Source organism: Hwanghaeella sp. (genome assembly GCF_965227365.1).
GTDB lineage: Bacteria > Pseudomonadota > Alphaproteobacteria > UBA8366 > Aestuariispiraceae > Hwanghaeella.
The window spans coordinates 655,937-679,021 of sequence record NZ_OZ245754.1 but is presented as its reverse complement, the minus strand read 5'-3'; the positions used below and the strand labels follow the sequence as shown (position 1 = coordinate 679,021).

Annotated in this window: 20 protein-coding genes; 16 read left to right on the top strand and 4 right to left on the bottom strand. The window is 62.6% G+C overall.

From position 1 onward, the window contains the following. Positions 1-1,737, top strand: coding sequence for a phosphoenolpyruvate hydrolase family protein (locus tag ACQK2G_RS02965; RefSeq protein ID WP_425403530.1), 1,737 nt, complete (start codon positions 1-3; stop codon positions 1,735-1,737). A gap of 27 nt (positions 1,738-1,764) precedes the next feature. On the opposite strand, the gene ACQK2G_RS02960 is transcribed toward ACQK2G_RS02965, so the two are convergent. Both ACQK2G_RS02960 and ACQK2G_RS02955 read right to left on the bottom strand, forming a co-directional pair. Continuing rightward, positions 1,765-2,448 (bottom strand): hypothetical protein, encoded by a 684-nt coding sequence (locus tag ACQK2G_RS02960; RefSeq protein WP_425403529.1) that lies wholly within the window; start codon positions 2,446-2,448, stop codon positions 1,765-1,767. Further along, positions 2,445-3,164, bottom strand: coding sequence for a FadR/GntR family transcriptional regulator (locus tag ACQK2G_RS02955; RefSeq protein WP_425403528.1), 720 nt, complete (start codon positions 3,162-3,164; stop codon positions 2,445-2,447). The genes ACQK2G_RS02960 and ACQK2G_RS02955 overlap by 4 nt, the downstream gene beginning before the upstream one ends. Before the next feature lie 235 nt (positions 3,165-3,399). On the opposite strand from ACQK2G_RS02955, the gene ACQK2G_RS02950 reads away from it, so the two are divergent. Genes ACQK2G_RS02950 through ACQK2G_RS02890 form a run of 13 tightly spaced genes read left to right on the top strand, consistent with a single transcriptional unit; the run spans position 3,400 to position 18,128 of the window. Then, entirely contained in the window at positions 3,400-3,774 is a 375-nt protein-coding gene (locus tag ACQK2G_RS02950) for a hypothetical protein (RefSeq protein ID WP_425403527.1), read from the top strand. A 6-nt stretch (positions 3,775-3,780) separates the two neighbouring features. Next, the gene (locus ACQK2G_RS02945) at positions 3,781-4,791 is read left to right on the top strand and encodes a branched-chain amino acid ABC transporter permease (protein ID WP_425403526.1); all 1,011 of its coding nucleotides are present in this window, start codon (positions 3,781-3,783) and stop codon (positions 4,789-4,791) included. 3 nt (positions 4,792-4,794) lie between these two features. Beyond that, positions 4,795-5,862 carry a branched-chain amino acid ABC transporter permease gene (locus ACQK2G_RS02940; protein ID WP_425403525.1) on the top strand — a complete coding sequence of 356 codons (1,068 nt, stop codon included), beginning with the start codon at positions 4,795-4,797 and terminating at the stop codon, positions 5,860-5,862. A 34-nt stretch (positions 5,863-5,896) separates the two neighbouring features. Continuing rightward, positions 5,897-7,147, top strand: coding sequence for an ABC transporter substrate-binding protein (locus ACQK2G_RS02935; protein ID WP_425403524.1), 1,251 nt, complete (start codon positions 5,897-5,899; stop codon positions 7,145-7,147). A 50-nt stretch (positions 7,148-7,197) separates the two neighbouring features. Then, complete coding sequence (locus ACQK2G_RS02930; RefSeq protein ID WP_425403523.1) at positions 7,198-7,983, top strand: ABC transporter ATP-binding protein; 786 nt, start codon at positions 7,198-7,200, stop codon at positions 7,981-7,983. Then, a complete protein-coding gene (locus ACQK2G_RS02925; RefSeq protein WP_425403522.1) occupies positions 7,976-10,258 on the top strand; it encodes an ABC transporter permease in 2,283 nt (760 codons plus the stop codon). Before ACQK2G_RS02930 ends, ACQK2G_RS02925 begins: the two co-directional genes overlap by 8 nt. Next, positions 10,245-11,093 (top strand): phosphoenolpyruvate hydrolase family protein, encoded by an 849-nt coding sequence (locus ACQK2G_RS02920; RefSeq protein ID WP_425403521.1) that lies wholly within the window; start codon positions 10,245-10,247, stop codon positions 11,091-11,093. Before ACQK2G_RS02925 ends, ACQK2G_RS02920 begins: the two co-directional genes overlap by 14 nt. 14 nt (positions 11,094-11,107) lie before the next feature. Next, positions 11,108-13,162, top strand: a complete 2,055-nt coding sequence (locus ACQK2G_RS02915) for a flotillin domain-containing protein (protein ID WP_425403520.1) — start codon at positions 11,108-11,110, stop codon at positions 13,160-13,162. Positions 13,163-13,164: 2 nt separating this feature from the next. Next, on the top strand, positions 13,165-13,602 hold the full coding sequence (locus ACQK2G_RS02910) for an SRPBCC family protein (RefSeq protein ID WP_425403519.1): 438 nt from the start codon (positions 13,165-13,167) through the stop codon (positions 13,600-13,602). Positions 13,603-13,608: 6 nt separating this feature from the next. Next, the gene (locus ACQK2G_RS02905) at positions 13,609-15,078 is read left to right on the top strand and encodes an SRPBCC family protein (protein WP_425403518.1); all 1,470 of its coding nucleotides are present in this window, start codon (positions 13,609-13,611) and stop codon (positions 15,076-15,078) included. A gap of 12 nt (positions 15,079-15,090) precedes the next feature. Further along, entirely contained in the window at positions 15,091-15,948 is an 858-nt protein-coding gene (locus tag ACQK2G_RS02900) for a fumarylacetoacetate hydrolase family protein (protein ID WP_425403517.1), read from the top strand. A 2-nt stretch (positions 15,949-15,950) separates the two neighbouring features. Next, positions 15,951-16,736, top strand: coding sequence for an alpha/beta fold hydrolase (locus tag ACQK2G_RS02895; RefSeq protein WP_425403516.1), 786 nt, complete (start codon positions 15,951-15,953; stop codon positions 16,734-16,736). 27 nt (positions 16,737-16,763) lie between these two features. After that, on the top strand, positions 16,764-18,128 hold the full coding sequence (locus ACQK2G_RS02890; RefSeq protein WP_425403515.1) for an amidohydrolase family protein: 1,365 nt from the start codon (positions 16,764-16,766) through the stop codon (positions 18,126-18,128). A gap of 23 nt (positions 18,129-18,151) precedes the next feature. Here the strand turns inward: ACQK2G_RS02890 and ACQK2G_RS02885 are convergent, their stop codons facing one another. Both ACQK2G_RS02885 and ACQK2G_RS02880 read right to left on the bottom strand, forming a co-directional pair. Continuing rightward, entirely contained in the window at positions 18,152-19,360 is a 1,209-nt protein-coding gene (locus ACQK2G_RS02885; protein ID WP_425403514.1) for a CaiB/BaiF CoA transferase family protein, read from the bottom strand. 1 nt (position 19,361) lies between these two features. Further along, positions 19,362-20,195: an enoyl-CoA hydratase/isomerase family protein gene (locus tag ACQK2G_RS02880; protein WP_425403513.1), complete on the bottom strand. Its 834-nt coding sequence runs from the start codon at positions 20,193-20,195 to the stop codon at positions 19,362-19,364. A gap of 173 nt (positions 20,196-20,368) precedes the next feature. On the opposite strand from ACQK2G_RS02880, the gene ACQK2G_RS02875 reads away from it, so the two are divergent. Together ACQK2G_RS02875 and ACQK2G_RS02870 are read left to right on the top strand one after the other, a co-directional pair. Continuing rightward, a complete protein-coding gene (locus ACQK2G_RS02875) occupies positions 20,369-21,604 on the top strand; it encodes a branched-chain amino acid ABC transporter substrate-binding protein (protein WP_425403512.1) in 1,236 nt (411 codons plus the stop codon). Between the two features lie 192 nt (positions 21,605-21,796). Continuing rightward, positions 21,797-23,047 carry a branched-chain amino acid ABC transporter substrate-binding protein gene (locus ACQK2G_RS02870; protein ID WP_425403511.1) on the top strand — a complete coding sequence of 417 codons (1,251 nt, stop codon included), beginning with the start codon at positions 21,797-21,799 and terminating at the stop codon, positions 23,045-23,047. Positions 23,048-23,085: the final 38 nt, after the last annotated feature.

The window sequence follows — 23,085 nt, the reverse complement described above, 5'->3', positions numbered from 1 at the left end:
TTGAGGAAACAGCTTAAGCGCAAGGGAAAATTTCTGATCGGCGCGGCCATCGGCTCCGGCAGCACAGGGTTGGCGGCGGAGCGCGGCGGCGCCGATTTCCTGCTGGCGATCAATGCCGGCCGGCTGCGCAGCATGGGGGCGCCCTCGATCGCCTGCATGCTGCCGATCTTCGACGCACGCTCGTTGACCGATGGTTTCGCGCGCACCGAGCTGCTGACCCAATGCCGCATACCGGTGCTGATCGGTTTGAACGTATGGGAAGCGGAGCTCGATTTCAGCGCCACCGCGGCCGCGATCGCGGAGCAGGGTTTCGCGGGCGCTGTGAACTTCCCCAGTTGCATGCACTATTCCCGGCCGATGCAACAAATTCTGTCCCGCGCCGGCCGCGGCATCGAACGTGAGGTGGAACAGCTCCGCGCGGTTCAGGATCAGGGCCTGACCGCAATGTTCTATTGCGCGACAAGGACCCAGGCGCGCCTGGCCGCCGATGCGGGCCTCGACATGGTCTGCCTCAATCTCGGCTGGAACGTGGGCGGATCGGTCGGGCATCGGGCCCGCGCCTCGCTGGAGGAAGCCGCCGCCATGGCGCGGGAGATCGGCCGCCTGGTCAAACGGATCAATCCGAAGACGCGTTTTCTGGTGGAAGGCGGCCCGATTGAAACCGCGGAGGATCTCACCCAGGTCATCCGGCTGGCCGATATAGACGGCTATGTCGGCGGCTCGACCTTCGAACGCATGCCGCTCGAGATTGCCGTTGCCGACCAGATCGACCGCTTCCGGCAGGCGAGCAGCAAGGGCGCGGCATTGGACGATAAGGAGAACCGTCTTACCGCCTGGGGCCGCGGGATCGGATTCCGGGGACGGTCACCCGCCTTGATCCACTACCTCGATCGCCTGAAGCAAATGGCCGATCTAAACCGCCCGGTCTTGCTGCTGGCGGAAAAAGGAAGTCCGACACAACCCAGCCTGACAGCGCTGGCGGGTGTTTCCGCCGCCGGCAAGACCGGCAAGGGCCCCGTGGTCACCATCGATCTGGCCGGGGAGGAATTCCCGGGCCGCGCCCGGAACCTGCTGTTCGGTCATCGCGACACAATCGATAAACGCCTGCCAGGGCTTTCCGACCCCGGCATCGGCGTGCTGGCCATACGCGCGGCGGAACGCCTGCCCGTCGCGACACAGCGGCGGCTGGCCCGCGCGCTGATGGACGGGACCTTCCGCGCGCCGGGATCCTGGCGGCCCGTCCCGGTCAGCACCCGTGTCGTGCTGGTCTGCGAGGCGGCCGGCGGTGGCGGAGACATCGACCCGGCCGCGTTGGGGTTCGATCCGCAATTGATCGAGGCCCTGGGCGGCGCCGTCTTAACCGTGCCGCCATTGCGGGAGCGGATCGAGGATCTATTCGATTGCGTCGAAACCGGCCTTCCGATGTCCCGGCAGGACTTCACCGCCAGCGCCCTGCGCCGCCTTGAGGCCCATGCCTGGCCGGGAAACGAGGCCGAACTCGCCGCCCTTCTGACCGATCTTGCAGCAGACCGGCAGCGCGGTCCGATTGCGGAGGACGCGGTGCTGGGCCGGCTGGAAGACACCGACACGGCCGTACCGACGGCACGGGGTGAGAAGGAGCGCATCCTCGACGCCTTGTGGCGGAACGGTTTCAACCGGACCCGTACCGCCGAGGCGCTCGGTGTGTCCCGCAAGACGCTCTACAACAAGATCCAGAAATACGGCCTAACCGGTTAGGATTGCCTGAAGCGGTAAAGCGCGGAATCAGACAATGGGGCGTAGTAGCAATCCATCGACGCCGTGCGGCCAAAGGGTCGGGCTTGCCGCTTCCGCTTCGCTTCCCAGCACCAGCACCGGTCCCGACCAACCCTTTTCCCGCAAGGCCATGGCCACGCCCTGGGCCGATCCCCCCCGACGCAACATTGAGGGGAATCCGGCCGCGAAATCCGCGACCCGCGGCAGAATTGCCACCGCCTCCGGCCGCGCCGCCAGCACATCGGCACAGGCCGCTTCGTCGCACAGCACGGCCAACCGTTTGAATCCCAGCTCGCCGAATTCAGCCAAACACCGGACCTCCCGCGTCCAGTCCAATCCCACATCCTCCAACTGTTGGCGGAATTCCGGGTCCTGTTGGTGCGTGCTAGGCAAGTTCGACACCCACTCGACTCCCGCGCGCTTCAATCGTTCCGCCTCGCGCTCGACTGACAGGAACGGGTTCGCCATGAACAAACCGATACCGGCGGCGCCGCGTTCCTCAGCATCGGATGGAACAATGCCTGTCACGGAATCCTTGCCGCCGCCCGTGGGCAGCAACAAGCCAACCTCCATCGGAACACGGTCGCCCGGCAGGCTGGGCGCCGCTGTCAGGATGCAGGCAGGCAGCAGCGCCGAATGGTTTGGCGCGACGATCCGCCACCGTGCAGACTTCTCGGTCGTCGCCTTGGTCATATCTCGAGCAGGGCGCGGCGGACTTCCTCGAGATGCGCGGTCATCGCCTCCCGCGCCGCTTTCGGCGACCGCATCCGAATGCCTTCGATGATGTCCTTGTGCTGTGAGACATAGCGGGCCTTAAGCGCGGGCGTATAGGCCCGCCGCTTCGCCGCCAGCCAATCCGCATTTGCCCGCATCGCCGACAGCATCTCGTCAATCTTGATAACAAGCTGGTTCTGGCTCATCGCGAAGAGCAGGCGGTGTATTTCCGCGTCATAGCGTTCGAAGGTTTCCATCTCCTCCGTCTCTTCCGATCCCGCCTGCGCGCGCAACAACTGCTGAATATCCGCGTCCGTCGCATTCGCGGCCGCGGCCGCGGCCACGGCGGGCTCGAACATCAGGCGCGCTTCTATCAGGTCGCGCGGACTGATTTCCGCAACGAAGTCATAGGCGAGGCCCGGCGCCGCATTTTCGTTCTCCGCCCCGGTCTGCGCACCCGGTGCGAGTTGTGCCAAACCGTCATTGCCGGCGACGAATGTACCGCGCCCGACATGGCAGACCACGAGGCCGTCCGCCCGCAAATCCTCGATCGCCCGGCGCACCGTATTACGCGCTACATCGAAGCGGGCGGCGAGTTCCCGCTCGGTCGGAATGCGCCCGTCGCCCGAAAAGGCGCCCGCGCGAATATCCGACCGCAATTGGTCGGCAATACGCGCTGAAATAGTCGATCTCATGAATTTCCCCAAAGGCCTGCACGGCGTGCGAGACCCGAATCAATGCCCCAAACAAACAGTACTATAGGTTCAATTGGTATATATGGTCAACTTTTTTGAGCCAAAATGTCTGGTAAACTCGAAAATTGGTGCTATTGTTCCAATTCATTCGCTGAATTGGTCCATATATTGGTTCATTTTACAGCGATAAAAAGGCCGAACGCATCAAGTTTTGGCCGTATCTTTGGGGGGAACGATGGCTTCTTACAGCCTGAAACCGGGAAATTATGAGAGAATTGATGGAAACCTCCCCTCCATTGATTCTCATTTTTTGGATCATGATTTTCTCATTTTTACCCATTTTTCGATTCGTCGCCATTGCGGCCCAAAAAAAGTCGCCTCAAGATATTTCGCAAATCCGGCAACAGACCGGACAGCACCCCGCACGGTATCGGGGTCGTCATTTGGGAACCAGAACACCGGAAAGACCGGTGTCGCGGGGAGGAATTCAAGGATGCTGTGGTCCGTTCCGGCCATGGGTGCGCAGCCCGTAACCACGTCAACCGAGACAGCAGCTGATACGGCACACGGTACCGCGCCGCGCGTCGCCGCCATGACCGAGCAGGGTTGATCGGCGATGCGCAATTTCGTTGAACGGCACACTTTCTGGGCCATCGTCATTTTCCTGGCCGCGGCCGTGTTCCTATGGATGATTTTCGCGGTCTGGCCGGATTGGCTGATTGCGGCAATCGGCCGGAAGAAGACGTTCGTCAATACGTTGTTCAACGGCATCACGCTGGGCGGGCTGTATTTCCTGGTCGCCAGCGGCTTCACCCTGGTCTTCGGGTTGATGCGGAACGTGAACCTGGCGCATGGCTCGATGTATCTGCTGGGCGCCTATATCGGTTATGAGGTCGCGGAAGCCAGCGGCAGTTGGTTCTTCGGCCTTCTGGTCGCCTTCCTTGCCATCGCTGTCAGCGGCATCCTGCTGCAAGTCCTGATCTTCCGTCGGATGGAAGGGGACGATCTGCGCCAAACGCTGGTGACCATCGGCATTTCGATCATCGCGGCCGACCTGATGCTGGCGATCTGGACCGGCACGACTTATCAGTTCCAGCCCCCGGAATGGCTGTTCGGCGCGGCGAACCTGCCGATCGTGTCCGTCATCAAATCCTCGGGCGACCCGGTCTATATCAAATACCCGATCTATCGACTGGCCGTCCTGGTCGCCGCGGTCGCGGTCGGGATCGGGCTTTGGCTTTTCCTGAACCGTACCCGGGTCGGCATGATGATCCGGGCCGGCGTGAACGACCGGCAGATGCTGGCGGCCAGCGGCGTCAACGTGCAACTGGTCTTCGCGCTGGTCTTCGCCATCGGGGCAGGCCTGGCGGGTTTCGCCGGTGTCGTCGGCGGGACGGCGCTGTCGATCGCGCCGGGCGAGGATATCCGCTATCTGCTGGCCTCCCTCATCGTCGTCATCGTCGGGGGGCTGGGATCGGTGACGGGGGCCGCGATCGGCGCGCTTCTCGTCGGTCTGGCCGAACAATTCGGCCTGGCCTATTTCCCGACCTATGGCGTGGTGCTGACCTTCTTGATCATGGTCGTCGTGCTGGCGGTTCGCCCGCAGGGCATCATGGGGGGGCGCTGACCGATGGCGATACGCGGCATATTCTCAGGCACCGCCGGCTGGACGGACATTCATCCGGCCAAGATTGTCGTGGCGGTGTTCCTGCTCGCCTACCCGACCTTCTCCACCGATTTCTTCACCTATCAGATCGGCGCCTATTCGCTGATCCTGGGCATGGTCGCGCTGTCGCTGATGATGCTGGCCGGCTATGGCGGGATGGTCAGCTTGGCCCAATTGACGGTGGCCGGTTTCGCCGGATACCTGATGGCCATCTTCGGCGACAACAGCGTCGGGGTGATGGGCCTCGGCTGGCCGTGGTGGATCACCATTCCAGTCGCAATTCTGGGCGCTGCCGCGTTCAGCGCGCTGATCGGCGCGATCTCGGTCCGGACCGAGGGGATCTATACGATCATGATCACCCTCGCGATCGCCGTCGCCTTCTTCTATTTCGTGCGCCAGAACTACGTACTGTTCAACGGGTTCACCGGCTATGCCGGGGTCGAACCGCCGACCCTGTTCGGCCTGTATTGGCGCGACCCGATCCCCTTCTACTACATGACCCTGGCGCTGGCGGCCTTCTTCTACGGCATGGTCGTCTATGGGGCGCGGGCGAATTTCGGCCTCAGCCTGCAGGCGATCCGGGATAACCCGCGGCGCATGCACGCGCTGGGCTATGACGTCACATTGCATCGCATCGCCGCCTATTTCCTCTCCGGCATCATCGCCGGGACGGCGGGCGTGCTGCTGGTCTGGTTCAACGGCCGGATATCCCCCGGATCCGTCGGCGTCGATGTCGCAATCGACATCCTGGTGATCGCGGTCGTCGGCGGCATGCGCCATCCGATCGGTCCGTTCCTGGGCGCCATCGGCTTCGTGCTGTTGGAGAATTTCGCAATCGACCTGATCGACCGGGAACGGTTCAACACCGTGATCGGGCTGGCCTTCCTGCTGGTGGTGCTGTTCTCGCCGGACGGGATCCTTGGAATTTGGAGCAAGGTGCGCAACCGCATCGCGCTCAACTGGAATGCGCGGAACCAACGTGTCCGGGCAGAACGGGACGACGGGCAGGCTGCCCCATCGTTCGAACAATAAACCGAGTTTCTATAACCGTGTTTGGGAGGTAACGATGATCGGTAAACTGAGTAAGAGCTTAGCAGCGGCGGCGCTGTTGTCGTTCGCAAGTACCGGCGCCATGGCGCAGGACAGCATCAAAATGGGGGCACTCGCCACACTGGAAGGGGCCTTCACGGTCCTGGGCGAGGACAGCATGCGGGGCGTAAAACTCGCCCTTGAGGAATTCGGCTATACCGCCGGCGGCAAGAAGATCGAATTGATCACGGGATCGTCCGACGCATCGCCGGACAGTGCCATCCGCGCGACCCGCAAACTGGTCGAGCAGGACGGTGTCCAGATTCTGGTCGGGCCGCTTTCCGGGTCGGAAGGCCTGGCGGTCAAGGACTATGCCAAGACGCAGCCGAACGTCACGTTCCTGAACGGCTCCTCCGCCGCGCAGGACACCACGCTTCGTGCACCGGCCGAAAACTTCTTCCGCTTCTCGACCGAGGGCGCGCAGTGGATGGCCGGCCTTGGTGAGTATGTCTACAACGAAAAGGGTTACCGCAAGGTCGCCGTGCTGGCGGAGGACTACTCCTTCCCCTACACGCAGGTCTTCGGCTTCCTGGAGCCGTTCTGCCGTCTCGGCGGCGAGGCCCCGGTCGATGCCCGTTTCTGGGTTCCGATCGGCAACAAGGACTATTCCTCGGTCATCGCCGCACTTCCGGATGACGTGGACGCAATCTTCGTCGCCCTGGGCGGCGCCGACGCGGTCAACTTCCTGACCCAATATGAGCAGGCCGGCGGGGAACTGCCCCTGATCGGCGGTTCGATCACGGTCGATCAGAGCGTTCTCGGCTCCAAGGGCCGGACCCGTGACTTCGTTATCGGCACGCCGTCGGGCAGCCCGATCTCGGATACCTGGGACGATCCGCGTTGGAACAAGTTCGTGGAAGCCTACAAAGCACAATTCCCGGATGGCTTCCCCTCGCCCTCGCTGTTCGCCCATGCCTACTACATCAACACCAAAGCGGCTCTGCTGGCCTTGAACGAAGTCGGCGGCGATCTCTCGGACGGCGGTGCGAAGTATCGCGCGGCACTGTCGACCCTGGAATTCGACACGCCCACCGGCAAGGTCCACCTGGACGAGCGCCGTCAGGCTGTCGCCGACATCTTCCTGACGGAAGTGATCGAAGGGCCGGACGGCAATCTGGTGAACAAGACCATCAAGGTCATCCCGCAGGTCAACCAGACGCTTGGCGTGTCGTATGAAAAGTTCCTGGAATACGGCCAGGTCGGGCGAGAAAACCCGCCCTGCAGCTAAGGCCCGGAACGGACCTCAATGACAATCGCACCGTTGGAAGAATAACGACAATGCCTGTGACCTCCGCCCTCTCCCGTCTGCAAAGCGCCGGCCTTTATGCGCTGGAGCTGGAAGCCGTGAGCCGCCATTTCGGCGCGCTCGTGGCGCTGGCGGACATCAACCTGACCGTCAAGGCGGGTGAGCGGCGGGCGGTTCTGGGCTCCAACGGGGCGGGAAAGACCACCCTGTTCAACGCGATCACGGGGGATTTTCCCCCGACGACCGGTCGCGTGCGTCTGTTCGGGGAGGACGTGACGGATCTGCCGGTGCACGAGCGGATCCGTCGCGGCCTTCGCCGGACCTATCAGATATCCCTTTTGTTCGGCGGCCTCAGCGTCATCGACAATATCTATCTCGCCTGTCGAGGCGTGAGCCGCGGGAGATTTTCCCTGCGCCGGCCCCGACGCGACGACAGCGGCATGGAGGCGGCGGAGACGCTGCTGTCCGCCGTGCATCTAGAGAATGTGCGTGACGTCATGGTCGCGGATCTCAGTCACGGCCAGCAGCGGCAGCTCGAGATCGCCCTGGCGTTGGCCGGCGCGCCGCGCCTGATCCTGTTCGACGAACCCGCCGCCGGCCTGTCACCGACGGAGCGGACCGAACTGGTCGAAATCCTTCAGGCCCTGCCGGACCATATCGGCTTCATCATTATCGAACACGACATGGACGTGGCGCTGCGGGTCTCGGAGTCGGTCACCATGATGCATAACGGGCGGATCTTTAAGGAAGGCACGCCGGAGGAGATCGAAAACGATCCGGAAGTGCAGGAACTCTATCTGGGGCATGGCCATGGTTGATCGCAATCGCCGCAGAAACGCCAACGCCCCTGTGCTGCAGATCCGAGACCTGCATGTCTATTATGGGCATTCCCATGCGCTTCAGGGCGTGAACCTGACCTTGGATCATGGGGTCCTTTCTATTGTCGGCCGCAACGGCATGGGCAAGACCACGTTGTGCAACGCGATCATGGGGCTGCTGCCCGCCCGGCGCGGATCGATCCAGTTCGAGGGGCAGGAAATCAGCAATCAGCCGACCCACCGGATTTCCGGACTGGGCGTCGGTTATACGCCGCAGGGCCGGCGGCTGTGGCCGTCGCTGACCGTGGACGAGCATCTGCGCCTGGTTTCCGGCAGCGGCCGCAGTTGGACGATCGAACGCATCTACGACACCTTCCCCCGCCTTTACGAGCGGCGGCGCAACGGCGCCGGCCAGCTTTCCGGCGGCGAACAGCAGATGGTGGCGATTTCCCGCGCCTTGTTGCAGGACCCGCGCCTGTTGATCCTGGACGAACCGACCGAAGGTCTTGCCCCGGTGATCGTCGAACAGGTCGAGAACCTTTTGCGTACCCTGGCGGAACAGAGCGACGTCACGATCCTGCTGATCGAACAGAATATCGCGGTCGCGACCTCCGTCTCCGAGGACGTCGCCATCATGGTGAACGGCCGTGTTGGCAACGTGATGCCGGCGCGGCAGCTAGCCGCGGACCGAACCTTGCAGGAACGTCTGCTGGGCGTCGGCCGGCACTCCCATGAGGATGTCGACCTGACCATGACGCAGGTGGTCCCCGCCACGCCCGAGCCCACGGCACATGCCGCGCCGCCCGCGCAAGCGGAATCCATGGAGGGTCGGGCGGACGTCGAGGAGCGTCCTGAAGAAAAGACGCCGGAACCGAAATCCAATCTGGTCTATGTGCCGCCGACACGCTGGTCCAACGCCCATTGGCAGGAAGGCAAACCGGGCGAGCGACCGACCAGACAGGCCCCGGAGCAACCGGCCCGGCCCTTCGACACCAAGCCGGAACCGCTGTTTTCCGAACCCCTGACACCGCTGGAACTGCTGCGCGGCGACGATATCTACGTGGTCGGCACCTTCGACACCAAGGGTGCCGAACTGACCTATATCCGCGACCGGATCGTCGAACAGGGCCTCACTGTCCGCACGGTCGACCTCTCGACCTCCGGCAAGCCGTCCTCCGCCGACGTGCCGCCGCATATGGTGGCGGCTTATGCCCGCGGCGGCGCAGGGTCGGTCTTCACCGGCGACCGCGGCGCTTCGATCCGCGCCATGCAGGAAGCCTTCGAGAACTGGCTGCCCCGGCAACGCGGCATCGGCGGCGTGATTTCAGCGGCCGGGTCCGGCGGCACCGCGCTGGCGACACCGGCAATGCGCCGCCTGCCCGTCGGCGTGCCGAAGGTGATGATTTCCACCGTCGCCTCGGGCGAGGTCGGTCAATATGTCGGCCCGGCCGATATCATGATGATGTACTCGGTGACCGACGTGCAGGGCCTGAACCGCATATCCCGCCGTGTCCTGGCCAACGGCGCGAACGCGATCGCCGGCATGGTCAAGGCGGCCCGAAATGCAGGGCAGGAAAGCGACGGCAAGCCAAGCCTGGGGCTGACCATGTTCGGGGTCACCACGACCGCGATCCAGCAAATCACGGCGCAGCTCGAGGACCAATACGATTGTCTTGTCTTCCACGCCACGGGCGTCGGCGGCAGATCGATGGAAAAACTGGCCGACAGCGGCATGTTGAGTGCGGCCATCGACCTGACCACCACCGAGGTCTGCGACATGATGATGGGCGGTGTCTTCCCCGCTAACGAGGACCGCTTCGGCGCCTTCATCAGAACCCGCATCCCCTATGTCGGATCCGTCGGGGCGCTCGACATGGTCAATTTCGGCCCGCGCAACACGGTGCCCGAGAAATACAAGAACCGGACCTTCGTTGAACACAATCCGCAGGTCACCCTGATGCGCACGACCCGCGACGAGAACACCCGCATGGGTGAATGGATCGTCGAACGGCTGAACCGGATGGACGGGCCCGTGCGTTTTCTGATCCCGGAAAAAGGTGTTTCCGCCCTCGACGCCCCCGGCCAGCCCTTCCACGACCCGGAAGCGGATGCCGCCTTGTTCGAGGCGGTCACACGCAACTTCCGGGAAGGCCCGAACCGGCGACTGGTCCGGGTACCCCATCACATCAACGACCCCGGTTTCGCGGATGCGGCGGTCAGGGCGTTGGACGAGATCAATCCGACAAGAAGAGAGGCACGCAATGCCGCGCATTGAACGAAAGACACTTCTTGAGAAGTTCCACACCATGCGCCGGAACGGGGAACCGATCATCGGCGGCGGCGCGGGCACCGGCCTGTCGGCGAAGTGCGAGGAAGCCGGCGGCATCGACCTGATCGTGATCTACAATTCCGGGCGCTATCGCATGGCGGGCCGCGGATCACTGTCTGGTCTGATGGCCTATGGCAACGCCAACGAGATCGTCATGGAAATGGCCCATGAAGTGTTGCCGGTGGTGCAGCACACGCCGGTCCTTGCCGGCGTGAACGGAACGGATCCCTTCTGCATCTTCGATCATTACCTGGACCAGGTGAAAGCGATCGGCTTTTCCGGCGTCCAGAACTTCCCGACTGTCGGGCTGATCGACGGCACGTTCCGCGCCAATCTGGAAGAAACCGGCATGTCCTACGGGCAGGAGGTCGATGTGATCCGGATGGCCCGCGAAAAGGATCTGCTGACCACGCCCTACGTCTTCAACGAGGACGACGCGACGGCAATGGCCGCCGCCGGGGCCGATATCATCGTCTGCCATCTGGGTTTGACGACGGGCGGTTCAATCGGGGCGGAAACAGCGTTGAAACTGGAAGACTGCCCGGCCCTGGTCGACGCCTGGTCGGAAGCGGCCCGGCGCGTGAACCCCGAGGTTCTGGTCCTGGTCCATGGCGGTCCCGTCGCGATGCCTTCGGATGCCCAGTACATCCTGGACAATACCGAGCACTGCCACGGCTTCTACGGCGCTTCCTCCATGGAACGGCTGCCGACGGAAGTCGCCCTTACCGAACAAACCAAGGCCTTCAAGGCGATTAAAACTGCCCCGGGCAAATCTGGCTGAGAGGGAGAGAAACCATGTCTACCGGTCTGATAGGATCGATCATCCTCTGGCTCATCGTCGCGATCATCGTGATCGTCGTGGCCGTCTATCTGCTGAACTGGTTGTACCATCGTTCCACCAAGGAGGTCGCCTTCGTCCGGACCGGCTTTGGCGGGGAAAAGGTGGTGATAAACGGCGGCGCCCTGGTACTGCCGATTATCCATGAAGTGACGCCGGTCAACCTGAATGTCGTCCGCATACCGATCGCGCGGACGCGCGAGAATGCGGTCATCACGAAGGATCGCATGCGCGTCGATATCGAAGCGGATTTCTTTGTCCGGGTCGTGCAGGAAAAGAAAGCGGTTGCAGCCGCGGCATCCACGCTGGGCCGGCGAACCACCGATCCGGAAGGCCTGGCGGAACTGCTGTCGGGCAAGTTCATCAGCGCCCTGCGCTCCGTCGCGGCGGAACTGAGCCTCGACGAGATGCACGAGAAACGCGGGGACTACGTGGAGATCGTCGAGAAGCGGGCCGCCGAGGCACTAGCCAAGAACGGTTTGGAACTTGAATCGGTCGCCATCACGGACCTGGACCAGACCAATCTGGAATTCTTCAATCCGGCGAACCGGTTCGATGCCGAGGGTCTGACGCAACTGATCGAGACCATCGAGTCCCGTCGCAAGCTGCGCAACGACATCGAGCAATCCTCCATGCTGGCGATCCGCTCCCGCAACCTGGAAGCGGAAAAGGAAACCCTGAAGCTGGAGGAAGAGAGCGAAAGCTCCCGCCTCCATCAGGAACGTACGCTGGAAGCCCTGCGCGCCGAACAGCGCGCCGAGATCGAGCGCACGCGGGTAACCCGCCAGGCGGAAATCGAACGGTCCCGGATCACCACGGATCGCGAAACCCGCACCTATGAAATCGACCAGCGCCGCAGCCTGGAAGAAGAGGAGATCAAGGCGCGTCAGGAGGTCGAACAGGCCCGCATCGCCCAGGAGCAGGCCCTTGAGAAGGCGCGCATAGAACGCGAGCGTCTGATCCGTCAGGAACAGATCAAGCAGCGTCACGATGTCGAAAGCTCCGAGATTTCGGCGAACGAGGATCTGGAACGCGCCAAGATCGTCTCCGATCGTCAACTGCGGGAAGCCCGTATCCTGGCCGATCAGGAAACCGAAGCCCGCGACATCGCCCGTGGCCAGGAGTTGGAAACCGCCCGGATCGGCGCCAGCAAGGCTGTCGAGACGGCCCGGATCTCCCTCGACCAGAGTTTGGACAAGGCGCGGATCGAGCGCGACCGCCTGCTGCGCTCACAGCAGATCGCCCAACGGCAGACCATCGAGGAAGCGGAAATCGCCGCCCGCGAGGAGATCGAGCGCGCCCGCATCGCCTCCGACCGGGGCTTGGAAGAAGCCCGTATCCTGCAGGACCGTGACCTGAAGCGGCTTGAAGTGGAACGCGCCCAGGTCCTGGAACTGGCGGAAATCGAACGTCAAATCGTCGTGTTGCAGAAACAGGCCGAGGAAGCCGAGACGCGTATCGGTGTGGAAGCGGTCCGCGCCCGTGCGGTGGAGGCCGAGGAGAAGGTCACCACGACCCGCGAAACCGAGGTGGCCGAACGCCTGGCGTCGATCGACCGCATGATCGCCCGCAAGGACGCCGATACCCGGCAGATCGCGGCCGAGGCCGACAAGGTCACCGCGGCGGTCGCGGCGGAAGCTCAGCGCCTGAAGAACGAGGCGGAGAACATCCTGACCGAGGATGCGCGCGCCGCCCAGTTGCGGTCGAAGATGATCGACCGCCTGGAAGGCATCGTCCGCGAAAGCGTCCGTCCGATGGAGAAGATCGAGGGCATCAAGATCCTGCATGTCGACGGTCTGACCGGCACGGGCGGCGGCGGCAGCCGTTCACCCACGGACGAGGTCATCGAGAGCGCCCTGCGTTATCGCGCCCAGGCGCCGCTGATCGACGAGATGATGAAAGAAATCGGCGTTGAAAACCCGAACGTGGCGAAGATGGGCGACATCTTCCGCAGCGCAAAGGATGCCCAGAGCCTCGCCAAGGCCAACAAGACCGATAAGTCGGACGACTGACGATGGCCGAGGTTTACACATCTTCCGTCATCGGTGCGCCCGCGGACCGGATCTGGGCGGCGGTGCGCGATTTCAACGCCCTGCCCGACTGGCATCCGGCAATCGCGGAAAGCCGGATCGAGGGCGGCCAGCCCGCCGATCAGGTCGGCTGTGTCCGCGCTTTCCGGTTGAAGGACGGCAGTTTCATTCGCGAACGCTTGCTGGCGCTCAGCGACTACGACTTCTCCTGCACCTATTCGATCCTGGAAAGCCCGATGGGTGTGGAGAATTACGTCGCGACCCTGAAGCTGACCCCGATCACGGATGGCAACCAGACCTTCGCGGAATGGTCGGCTGAGTTCGACTGCGCGCAGGATCGCGAAGCCGAGCTTGTGGATCTGATCGGCAACGGTGTCTTCCAGGGCGGGTTCGACGCCCTGAAAGAAAGGTTCGGGGGGTAAGCGGCCATGGTCGTCCGTGTCGAACGCAGTACCGTCATAGACGCGCCCATCGCGGCGGTCTGGGACGTGTTGCGCGACTTCAACGGCCACGACCGCTGGCATCCCGCGGTCCGGCGCAGCAGCCTGGAATCCGGGCGCAAGACCGATCAGGTAGGCGCCGTCCGGAACTTCACCTTGCAGGGCGGCGAACGGGTGCGCGAACAATTGCTTTCGCTATCCGACAAGGATCACCGTTTCCGCTATGCCATCGTCGATGCGGACGTGCCGCTAAAGAACTATCTGGCGGAAGTTCGTTTGAAACCGGTCACCGATGGAAATCGAACCTTCTGGCATTGGTCTTCCAGGTTCGAGACCCCGCCGGGACAGGAAAACGAGTTGCGGGACCTGGTGGCGCAGGGCGTTTACGAGGCGGGGTTCGAGGCCGTCCGCGACCGTGTCGAGCGCCGACGTGCCGATGTGAGCGCCCCGGTCGTGACCAGCGGGCCCAGAATTGACGGAACCGCCATGGTGATCAACCGCCATGGCGGGCCGGAGGAACTGCACGCCGTCAAGATCAAGGCCCCCGCGCCGGGGCCGGGCCAGGTCCGCATTCGACAGACAGCCATCGGCGTCAACTATATCGATGTCTATTGCCGCACCGGTTATTTCAACCTGCTGGAACCGCCGCAGGCGCCCGGCATGGAGGCGGCGGGGATCGTCGTCGATACCGGTCCCGGCGTGCGCCATCTGCGCAAGGGCCAGCGTGTCGCCTATGCCTGTCCGCCGGTCGGCGCCTATGCCAGCCATCGTACGATGGACGCGGCACTGGTGATCCCGCTGCCAGACTGGATCGACCACGAGACCGCCGCGGCCGGCTTGTTGAAGGGCATGACGGCCGAATTTCTACTGTATCAGGTGCATGTGCTGAAGCCGAAGGAGACCGTGCTCGTCTATGCCCCCGCGGGCGGTGTCGGACGACTGCTCTGTCAATGGGCGAACCGATTGGGTGCGACCGTCATCGGTGCGACGTCATCCGAAGCCAAGGCGCAGATCGCGCGGGCGGCAGGGGCGCATCATGTCGTCGTCCCAGGCGAGAAAAGCCTCGAGGAACAGATCATGGACCTGACCAAAGGGCATGGCGCGGACGTCATTTACGACGCGGTCGGCAAGGACAGTTTCGCCCATTCCGTCGCAGCACTGGCGATCCGGGGTCACCTCGTCAGCTATGGTCAGGCATCCGGCGATATCGGGTCGTGGGATATAGGGTCGCTTGCATCGAAATCTATCACCCTGTCGCGTCCCAACTATGGCCACTACACGGACACGCCGGAAAAGGTCGCCGCGATCTCTGCGCGCCTTTTCGACGCCATCCGCAACGGCACCGTCAAAGTCGAAATCGGACAACGGTTCAAACTGAGTGAAGCGGCAGAGGCGCATCGCGCGCTGGAAGCCCGGGAAACCACCGGATCAACCATCCTGATACCGGATCAAACCTGAAGAGGATTTGTGATGAAGTTCTGCGTATTCGAATGGCAAGGCGGCCGCCATCTGGGCAAGCTGTCGGACAATGGCGACACGGTCGAACGCCTTGACCTGGCCGCGGATGGCAACGGCGTCGCCGCCCTGATCGGCCGGGACATGCCCGCCGTTCTGGACTCGATCCCAATGAAGGACGTCGCGATCTACGCTCCGGTTCCCCGCCCGCACCGGAATATCTTCTGCGTCGGAAAGAACTATTTCGAACACGCCCACGAATTCGCCAATTCCGGTTTCGACAGTTCCGCGGCGAAGGGTGCGGTACCAGAAGCACCGATCGTATTTTCGAAACTGCCCGAGACGGTCGTGCCCAACGGCGCGGCGATCAAGATCGATGCCTCCGTCACCACGGCTGTCGACTACGAGGCCGAACTGGGCGTTATCATCGGCAAGGCGGGTCGGAACGTTTCGAAAGAAGACGCCCTTTCCCATGTCTGGGGATACACCGTCATCAATGACGTGACGGCCCGCGACCTGCAGGGCAAGCACAGCCAATGGCTGATCGGCAAATCGCAGGACACCTTCTGCCCGATGGGGCCCGTCGCCGTTACGGCGGACGAAATCGACCTGGGCGATACCAGCGTCAAATGCTGGGTGAATGGCGAGCTTCGCCAGGATTCCAACACAAGCCTGCTGATCTTCGACGTGCCGACCATCATCGCCGCGATTTCCAACGGCATCACCCTGATGCCCGGGGACGTCATCGCGACCGGGACGCCGGCCGGTGTCGGCATCGGGTTCAAACCGCCGAAATACCTGACGCCGGGCGACTCGGTGAAGGTCGAAATCGCCGGTATCGGCACCTTGGAAAATCCGGTAGAGGCGATCTGATCATGGCCGACCGCTCGTTGGGCAGCATGATCGTTGAGGAAACCGGCGCCGCGACCGGTCCGGCGGTCGTGATGGTGCACGGGCTGGGCGGTGACTCGAACAGTTTCCAGCCCCTGATGAGCGTCCTGGAAGGTTATCGCGTGCTGCGCCCGGATTTGCCGGGCGCGGGACGCTCACCGCTCCGCCCCGGCCGTCCCGGTATCCGGGGCATGGCCGACAGTATCCTGGACGCGGCCCGCGCCGCCGGCGTCGCCCGTGCCCACTTCGTCGGTCATTCAATGGGGACATTGGTGTGCCAGGTGATCGCCGCCAGTCATCCCGAATGCGTGGCCTCGCTGACCCTGTTGGGTCCGATCCTCGAGCCACCCGTCGCCGCACGGGCCGGCCTGAAGGACCGCGCGGCGGCTGCCCGGTCCGACGGCATGGCGGGAATCGCCGATGCCGTGGCCCAGGGCAGCGTCTCGGAAGCCTCCCGCAAGGCCAATCCGGTCGTTGCCGCCTTTGTGCGGGAAAGCCTGATGCGGCAGGACCCGCGCGGATATGCGGAACATTGCCTCGCGTTGAGCGAGGCGGAACCGGCCGATCACGGGGCGATCAAGGCACCCACCCTGTTGGTCGCGGGCGACAAGGACCCGGTCGCACCGGTCGCGATGGGCAAGGCCCTGGCCTCGGCAATTGCGGGCGCACGCCTGGAAGTGATTCCGGATGTCGCCCATTGGATGATGATGGAAGCGCCCGGAAGAACGGCGACCCTTTTGGAAGAGCATTTGGAAGCGGCCGCGCATTGAACGCGGCCCAATGGAGGAGAGTGAACCATGGCTGAGTCGACTTTTGGCGGATGGGGCGGCGGCAACGGAAACGGCAACGGGTCTTCCGATATCGTTTTCACCAATGTCCGGATCATCGACGGGACCGGCGAGCAACCTTTCAACGGCGAGGTGACCGTCTCCGGCAATCGGATCAAATCGGTGCAGCGCTCGGGCGGCGGCTTCGGCCAGGGAGGCTATGGTTGGAACGGCAATGGCGGCCAGCGGATCGACGGGCGCGGCATGACACTGATGCCCGGCCTGATCGACGCGCATCTCCATCTCAGCTGGAACAACGCGCCCGGTATCAACCCGATTCAGATGATGCCTGTCGAAGAGCACATGTTGAATTGCGTCTATATGGCCAAGCTGCTTTTGGATTCCGGCTTCACCGCCGGCTACGGCGCGGCCGCCGCCAAGCCGCGGTTGGACGTGGTCATCCGCAACGCGATCAACGAAGGCAAAGTTCCCGGTCCCCGTTATACGGCGGCCACTCCGGAACTGACCTCGGTCGGCGGCTTGGGCGATGCTTCCCTGCCGCATATCCCGCATGAAGGTTTGAACCTGGGCGTCGTCGTTTCCGGCGTGGAAGACTGCCGCCGCAAGACGCGGGAGTTGATGAAAATCGGCGTCGACACCATCAAGATAAACCTGTCGGGTGAAGAGATCACCGGCATGGGCGCGGAAGAGAACCAGTTCGCGGACGACGAATTGGCCATCATCGCGGCGGAGGCCAAGGGCCGTCACCGCACCATGGCGGCCCATGCCCGGTCGAAAGAATCGGTGAAGCGCTGCGTCAAATACGGGATTGAAGTGATCTATCACGCTTCCTTCCACGACGAAGAAAGCCTGGACCTGCTGGAAGCGAACAAGGACAAGCATATCGTCGCGCCCGCCATCGCCTGGTTGATCAACACGGCCCGCAACGCCGGCGACTACGGGATCAAACCCGGCACCCCGTTGACCGACATGTACGAGCGCGAGTTGGAACACGCGATCGAGACCATGCAGAAGATGCACAAGCGCGGCATCCGCGTCCTGATCGGCGGCGATTACGGTTTTGCCTGGACGCCGCACGGCACCAATGCAAAAGACCTGGAATATTTCGTCGATATGCTCGGTTTCACGCCGCTGGAAGCGATCCGCGCCGGCACCATGTATGGCGGCCAGTTGATGGGGTTGCGTCTGGGCAAGGACAACGGGCTGGGCGTCATCCGCGAGGGGTATCTGGCCGACATGCTGTTGGTGGATGGCGACCCGTCGCGCGACGTGAAGGTGCTGCAGGACCATTCCCGCCTGGTGGCCATCATGAAGGACGGGAAATTCCACAAGGCCCCGGACCTGGGCAGCTACGAGCAACGCCGTATCGCCTGATCCGGGGTTTGCGGCAAACGGGCTTACGCAGGCGGATCGGTGACGATCACCGCGCCGGATGCGATCATCGCATCGATCGCGGCGCGGTCGTATCCACCTTCCGCCAGGATTTCGACGGAGTGCTGACCCAATAGCGGGGCCGGCATTTCGACACCGCCCGGCGTTTCGGAGAACTTCACCGGCAGGCCGAGCGCCTTGGTCGGGCCTGCCACCGGATGCTCCGTCTCCACGATCATTTCCCGAGCGATGACCTGGGGGTCACGCAGCATTTCGTTGATGGTCAGCACGGGGCCGGCGGGAACGCCGGCCTCTTCCAGCGTTGCCAGCCAATCTTCCGTCGTCCGCTGCCGAAAGACCTTGTTCAGCTCCTCCTCCAGCGCCGGCAGATTATGCATCCGGTTATGGTTGCTGTTGAAACGTGGGTCCTCGTTCAGTTCCGGCGCCCCGATGCAATGGACGAGCTTTTCCCAGTTTCGCTGGTTCGCCGCGCCCAGATTGATCCAACCGTCCGACGTCTGGAAAGACTGGTACGGCGCACTCAACGGATGGGCGGATCCCAGCGGATGCGGCGTCTCCCCCGTCGCGAAAGCGATGGCGGACTGCCAGTAGGTATGCGTGATCGCCGCCTCGAACAGGGACGTATCGACCTTCTGCCCCTGCCCGGTTTTCAGCTTATGCGCATAGGCCGCGGAGACCGCCATGGCGGCGATGATCCCGGCGGTGATGTCCGACAGCGGCGCGCCGACCTTGACCGGCGGCCGGCCCGGCCCTTCGCCGGTGATCGTCATCAGGCCAGACATCCCCTGTGCGATGAGGTCGAATCCGCCCCGGCTGGCATAGGGACCTGTCCGACCGAAACCGGAGATGGAGACGAAGATGATGCCCGGGTTTTCCTCTTTCAGCGTTTCGTAACCGAGGCCGAGGCGTTCCATCGTCCCGCCGCGGAAATTCTCGATCACGACATCCGCGTCCTTCAACAGGGTCTTCAACGCATCGCGCGCGGAATCCTGTTTCAGATCCAGCGCCAAACCACGCTTGTTGCGGTTCATCATCAGGAAAGCGGCGCTTTCCCCATTTATGTCGGGCGGTGTCAAACGGCGCGTGTCGTCGCCGGTCGGCTTTTCGACCTTGATGACGTCCGCCCCCATGTCGGCAAGCATCATCCCGCAGGTCGGCCCGGCCATGATATGGGTCAGTTCCAGGACCCGGCATCCATTCAATGGTCCAATCATGTCACTTGCCCTTCCAAACCGGCTTTCGCTTGCCGAGGAAGGCTTCGATCCCCTCCTTGAAATCGTCACTCATGTAACATTCGACGATGAAGTCGTCCCCGGTGGCTTCGGGCCCGTCGACCCGCAGGCGGCGGATCCCTTCCTTGGTCGCCCGCATGCAAAGCGGCGCGTTGCCTGCCAGGGTCTCGGCCAATTCCATCGCCCTGTCCCGAACCGCATCGGCGTCCGGCAGGACTTCCGAGACGAGCCCGATGGACAGCGCTTCCTGTGCCTCTATCAGACGGGTCGTCAGCAGGATTTCCTTCAGGCGTCCGACACCGATCAGCGGCGCCAGGCGTCCCAGATTGGCGATGGACAGGCAATTGCCCAGCGTCCGCGCGATCGGGAAGCCGTAGCGCAGGCGTTCATCGGTGATGCGGATATCGCAGGTCGCCGCGATGGCCGCCCCACCCCCGGTGCAGGCACCGGTGATCGCCGCCACTGTCGGCACCGGGCATTTCTCGATATCGGTCAGGACCTCGTCCATCGTCGATTCGTACCGCCGGGCATCCTCGGGTGATGAAAAAGCCCGGAATTGGGAAATATCGGTCCCGGCGGCAAAGGCCTTGCCGCCCGCGCCTTGGACGACGATGGCCTTGACCGGTCCGCCGATCTCGGTTTCCCGGCAAATCTTCGCCAAACCTTCATACATGCCGAAAGTCAGGGCATTCCGCGCCTCGGGCCTGTTCAGCGTTACCACACCAACGGCACCGTGGACTTCGTAAAGCAGTTCGCTCAGCGTTCCATCTCCCTTATGCACGCCCGCCTGTCGGGGGCTTATTTTTCCGATCTGCATCCCGATTTGGGACCAAGGGTACAAAACGCCCGGGCTTGGTCAATCGGGAGAACCGGGCCGAGTATCGCCGCCTTCGGCAGGAAAGTGATGAGGCTTCGCTTGCAAAACTGCCGTGACACAGGGACAAGAGCCGCCAAATCCCTGAGTCATTCTGTCGGAGTTAAAGGTTAGCCGTGTTTCGAAACGTTTTCGCCCTTCTCATCGCCGTGTTTTTAATCGCCTCCCCGGCACAGGCGGCGGAATCGATCCGCATCGCCTTCATCGACCCTCTATCCGGCCCCTTCGCCCGATCCGGCATCGCCGGGTTGCGAACCTTTGAGCTGGCCGCCGAACTGATGGTGAACGACAAGGGCGGCGTCTTGGACGGCAAGACGTTCGAAATCGTGTCCTACGACAATCAGGGCAGTCCGAAGGAAAGCCTGATACAGCTGAAGCGCGCCATCGACGCGGGCATTCGCTATATCGCCCAGGGCGCCAGTTCCTCCGTGGCCAATGCCATCACGGAGGCCGTCGACAAACACAATCGCCGCAATCCCGACCGCCCCGTCCTGTTCCTGAACTATTCGGCCAATGACCCGGCCCTGACCAACGAGAAGTGCAATTTCTGGCATTTCCGTTTCGACGCCCATGCGGATATGAAAATGGACGCCATCACCGACGTGATCGCGGCCGACAACGCCATCAAGAAAGTCTACGTGATTGGTCAGGACTATTCCTTCGGCAAGGCGGTAGCGGCCGCGGCCGTCAAATTCCTGGGTCAAAAGCGCCCCGATATCGAAATCGTCGGCAACGAGCTGCACCCGATCGGCAAAGTGAAGGATTTCAGCCCCTATGCGACCAAGATCGCGGCCTCCGGCGCGGACGCGGTGATCACCGGCAACTGGGGTGTCGACATGGTCGGGCTGGGCAAGGCGATCATCGATACGGGCCTCGATATCCCCATCATCACCTATTACGCCGCCCATGACGGCATTACGGCCACATTCGGCGAAAAGGGTCTGGACCGGATCCGCGTCGTGCATGAAGGCGCCTTCAATCCGCCGAGCCCGGCATTCGCTGCCTTCAACGACGCCTTCAAGGCCGCCAACCCGGAGATGGACATCAATCAGCCGCGTATTATCGGCGTGCTTCAATTCCTAGCTTTGGCGATGGAAAAGGCCGGCACCGACGCCCCCAAGGATGTCGCATTGGCCATGGAAGGGCTGGAGATGACGAATATCTACGGGCGGAAACTGTATATGCGTCCTGCGGATCATCAGATCATCCAGGATATCAACGTCCTCACCCATACCAATCGCGGTATCGAAGTGGATGCGGATAATTCCGGCTACGGCCTGATGATCAAATCCACCGTCCCGGCCGCCGGGGAAGGCCTTCCGACGTCCTGCGACATGAAAAGGCCGGGTTGATTTCCCACGTTTCAGGGACCACCAGCCAGAGCAAAGCTCTCCCGCCGGCGAACTCGTTTCTTGATTCTCGTCGGCGGTGAGGGTCTACTTCCTTCCAAAGGCTGAAAAAGCCGATGAAACGGTGCCGCCGAAACCGCAAAAGCGGGGGCGGGAGACAATAATCGCCGTTTCGGGATTAAACGGGAGGAAGCAATGGGATTGTTCAAGACAGTCAGGACTCTAAGTGCGGCCGCGTTGTTGGCCGCGTCGTCTTCGGCCGCCGCCTATGCGGCCGATAATATCCGCATCGCCTTTATCGATCCGCTATCGGGGCCATTCGCGACAACCGGAGAATCCGGTTATCGCACCTTCGAATACGCGGCGCAGACCATGGTCAACGACAAGGGCGGTGTGCTCGGCGGGCGGATGTTCGAAATCGTACCGATGGACAACAAGATCAGCCCGAAAGAAAGCCTGATCCAACTGAAGCGCGCGATCAGCGAGGGCATCCACTATGTGGTGCAGGGCAACAGTTCGGGCGTTGCCAACGCGCTGACGGACGCCATCAACAAGCATAACCGGCGCAATCCGGAACAACGGATCATCTTCCTGAATTATTCGGCCGTCGATCCGGCACTGACCAACGAGAAGTGCAACTTCTGGCATTTCCGCTTCGATGCGAATGCGGACATCAAGATGGACGCGCTGACCGATGTGATCGCCGGCGATGACGGCATCAAGAAGGTCTATATCATCGGCCAGGACTATTCCTTCGGGAAGGCCGTCGCCGCGGCGGCGGTGAAGTTCCTGGGCGAAAAACGCCCGGATATCGAAATCGTCGGCAACGAATTGCATCCGATCGGCAAGGTGAAGGATTTCACGCCCTACGCCACAAAGATCAAGGCATCCGGCGCCAATGCGGTCATCACCGGCAACTGGGGCGCGGACATGGTCGGCCTGGGCAAGGCAATCGTGGAAGCGGGCGTCGATGCGCCGATCTTCACCTACTACGCCGCGCATGACGGCATCACCGCGACCTTCGGCGAGAAAGGCGTCGATGTCATTCGCGTCGTGCATGAAGGCGCCTACAATCCGCCGAGCCCGGAATTCAAGGCCTTCAACGATGGCTTCAAAAAGGCCAATCCGGACAAGGACCTGAACCAACCGCGCATCATCGGCCTGATCCAGATGCTGGCCATGGCGATGGAAAAGGCAGGGTCGGACGATCCGGTTGCCGTTGCCAAAGCCTTGGAAGGCATGGAATTCACCAATATCTATGGCCGGAAAGTCCATATGCGGACGAGCGACCATCAGCTGATCCAGGACGTCAATATCCTCGTCCACACGGACAAGGATATCGAGGTCGATGCCGACAATTCCGGCTATGGTCTGCTGACGGAAAAGACGGTCGCGCAAGCCGGCAAGGATCTTCCGACCAGCTGCGAGATGGAACGCCCCTCCTGACCGGGGAAATCACCGAAACCGGCGGCTCGGCATGACGT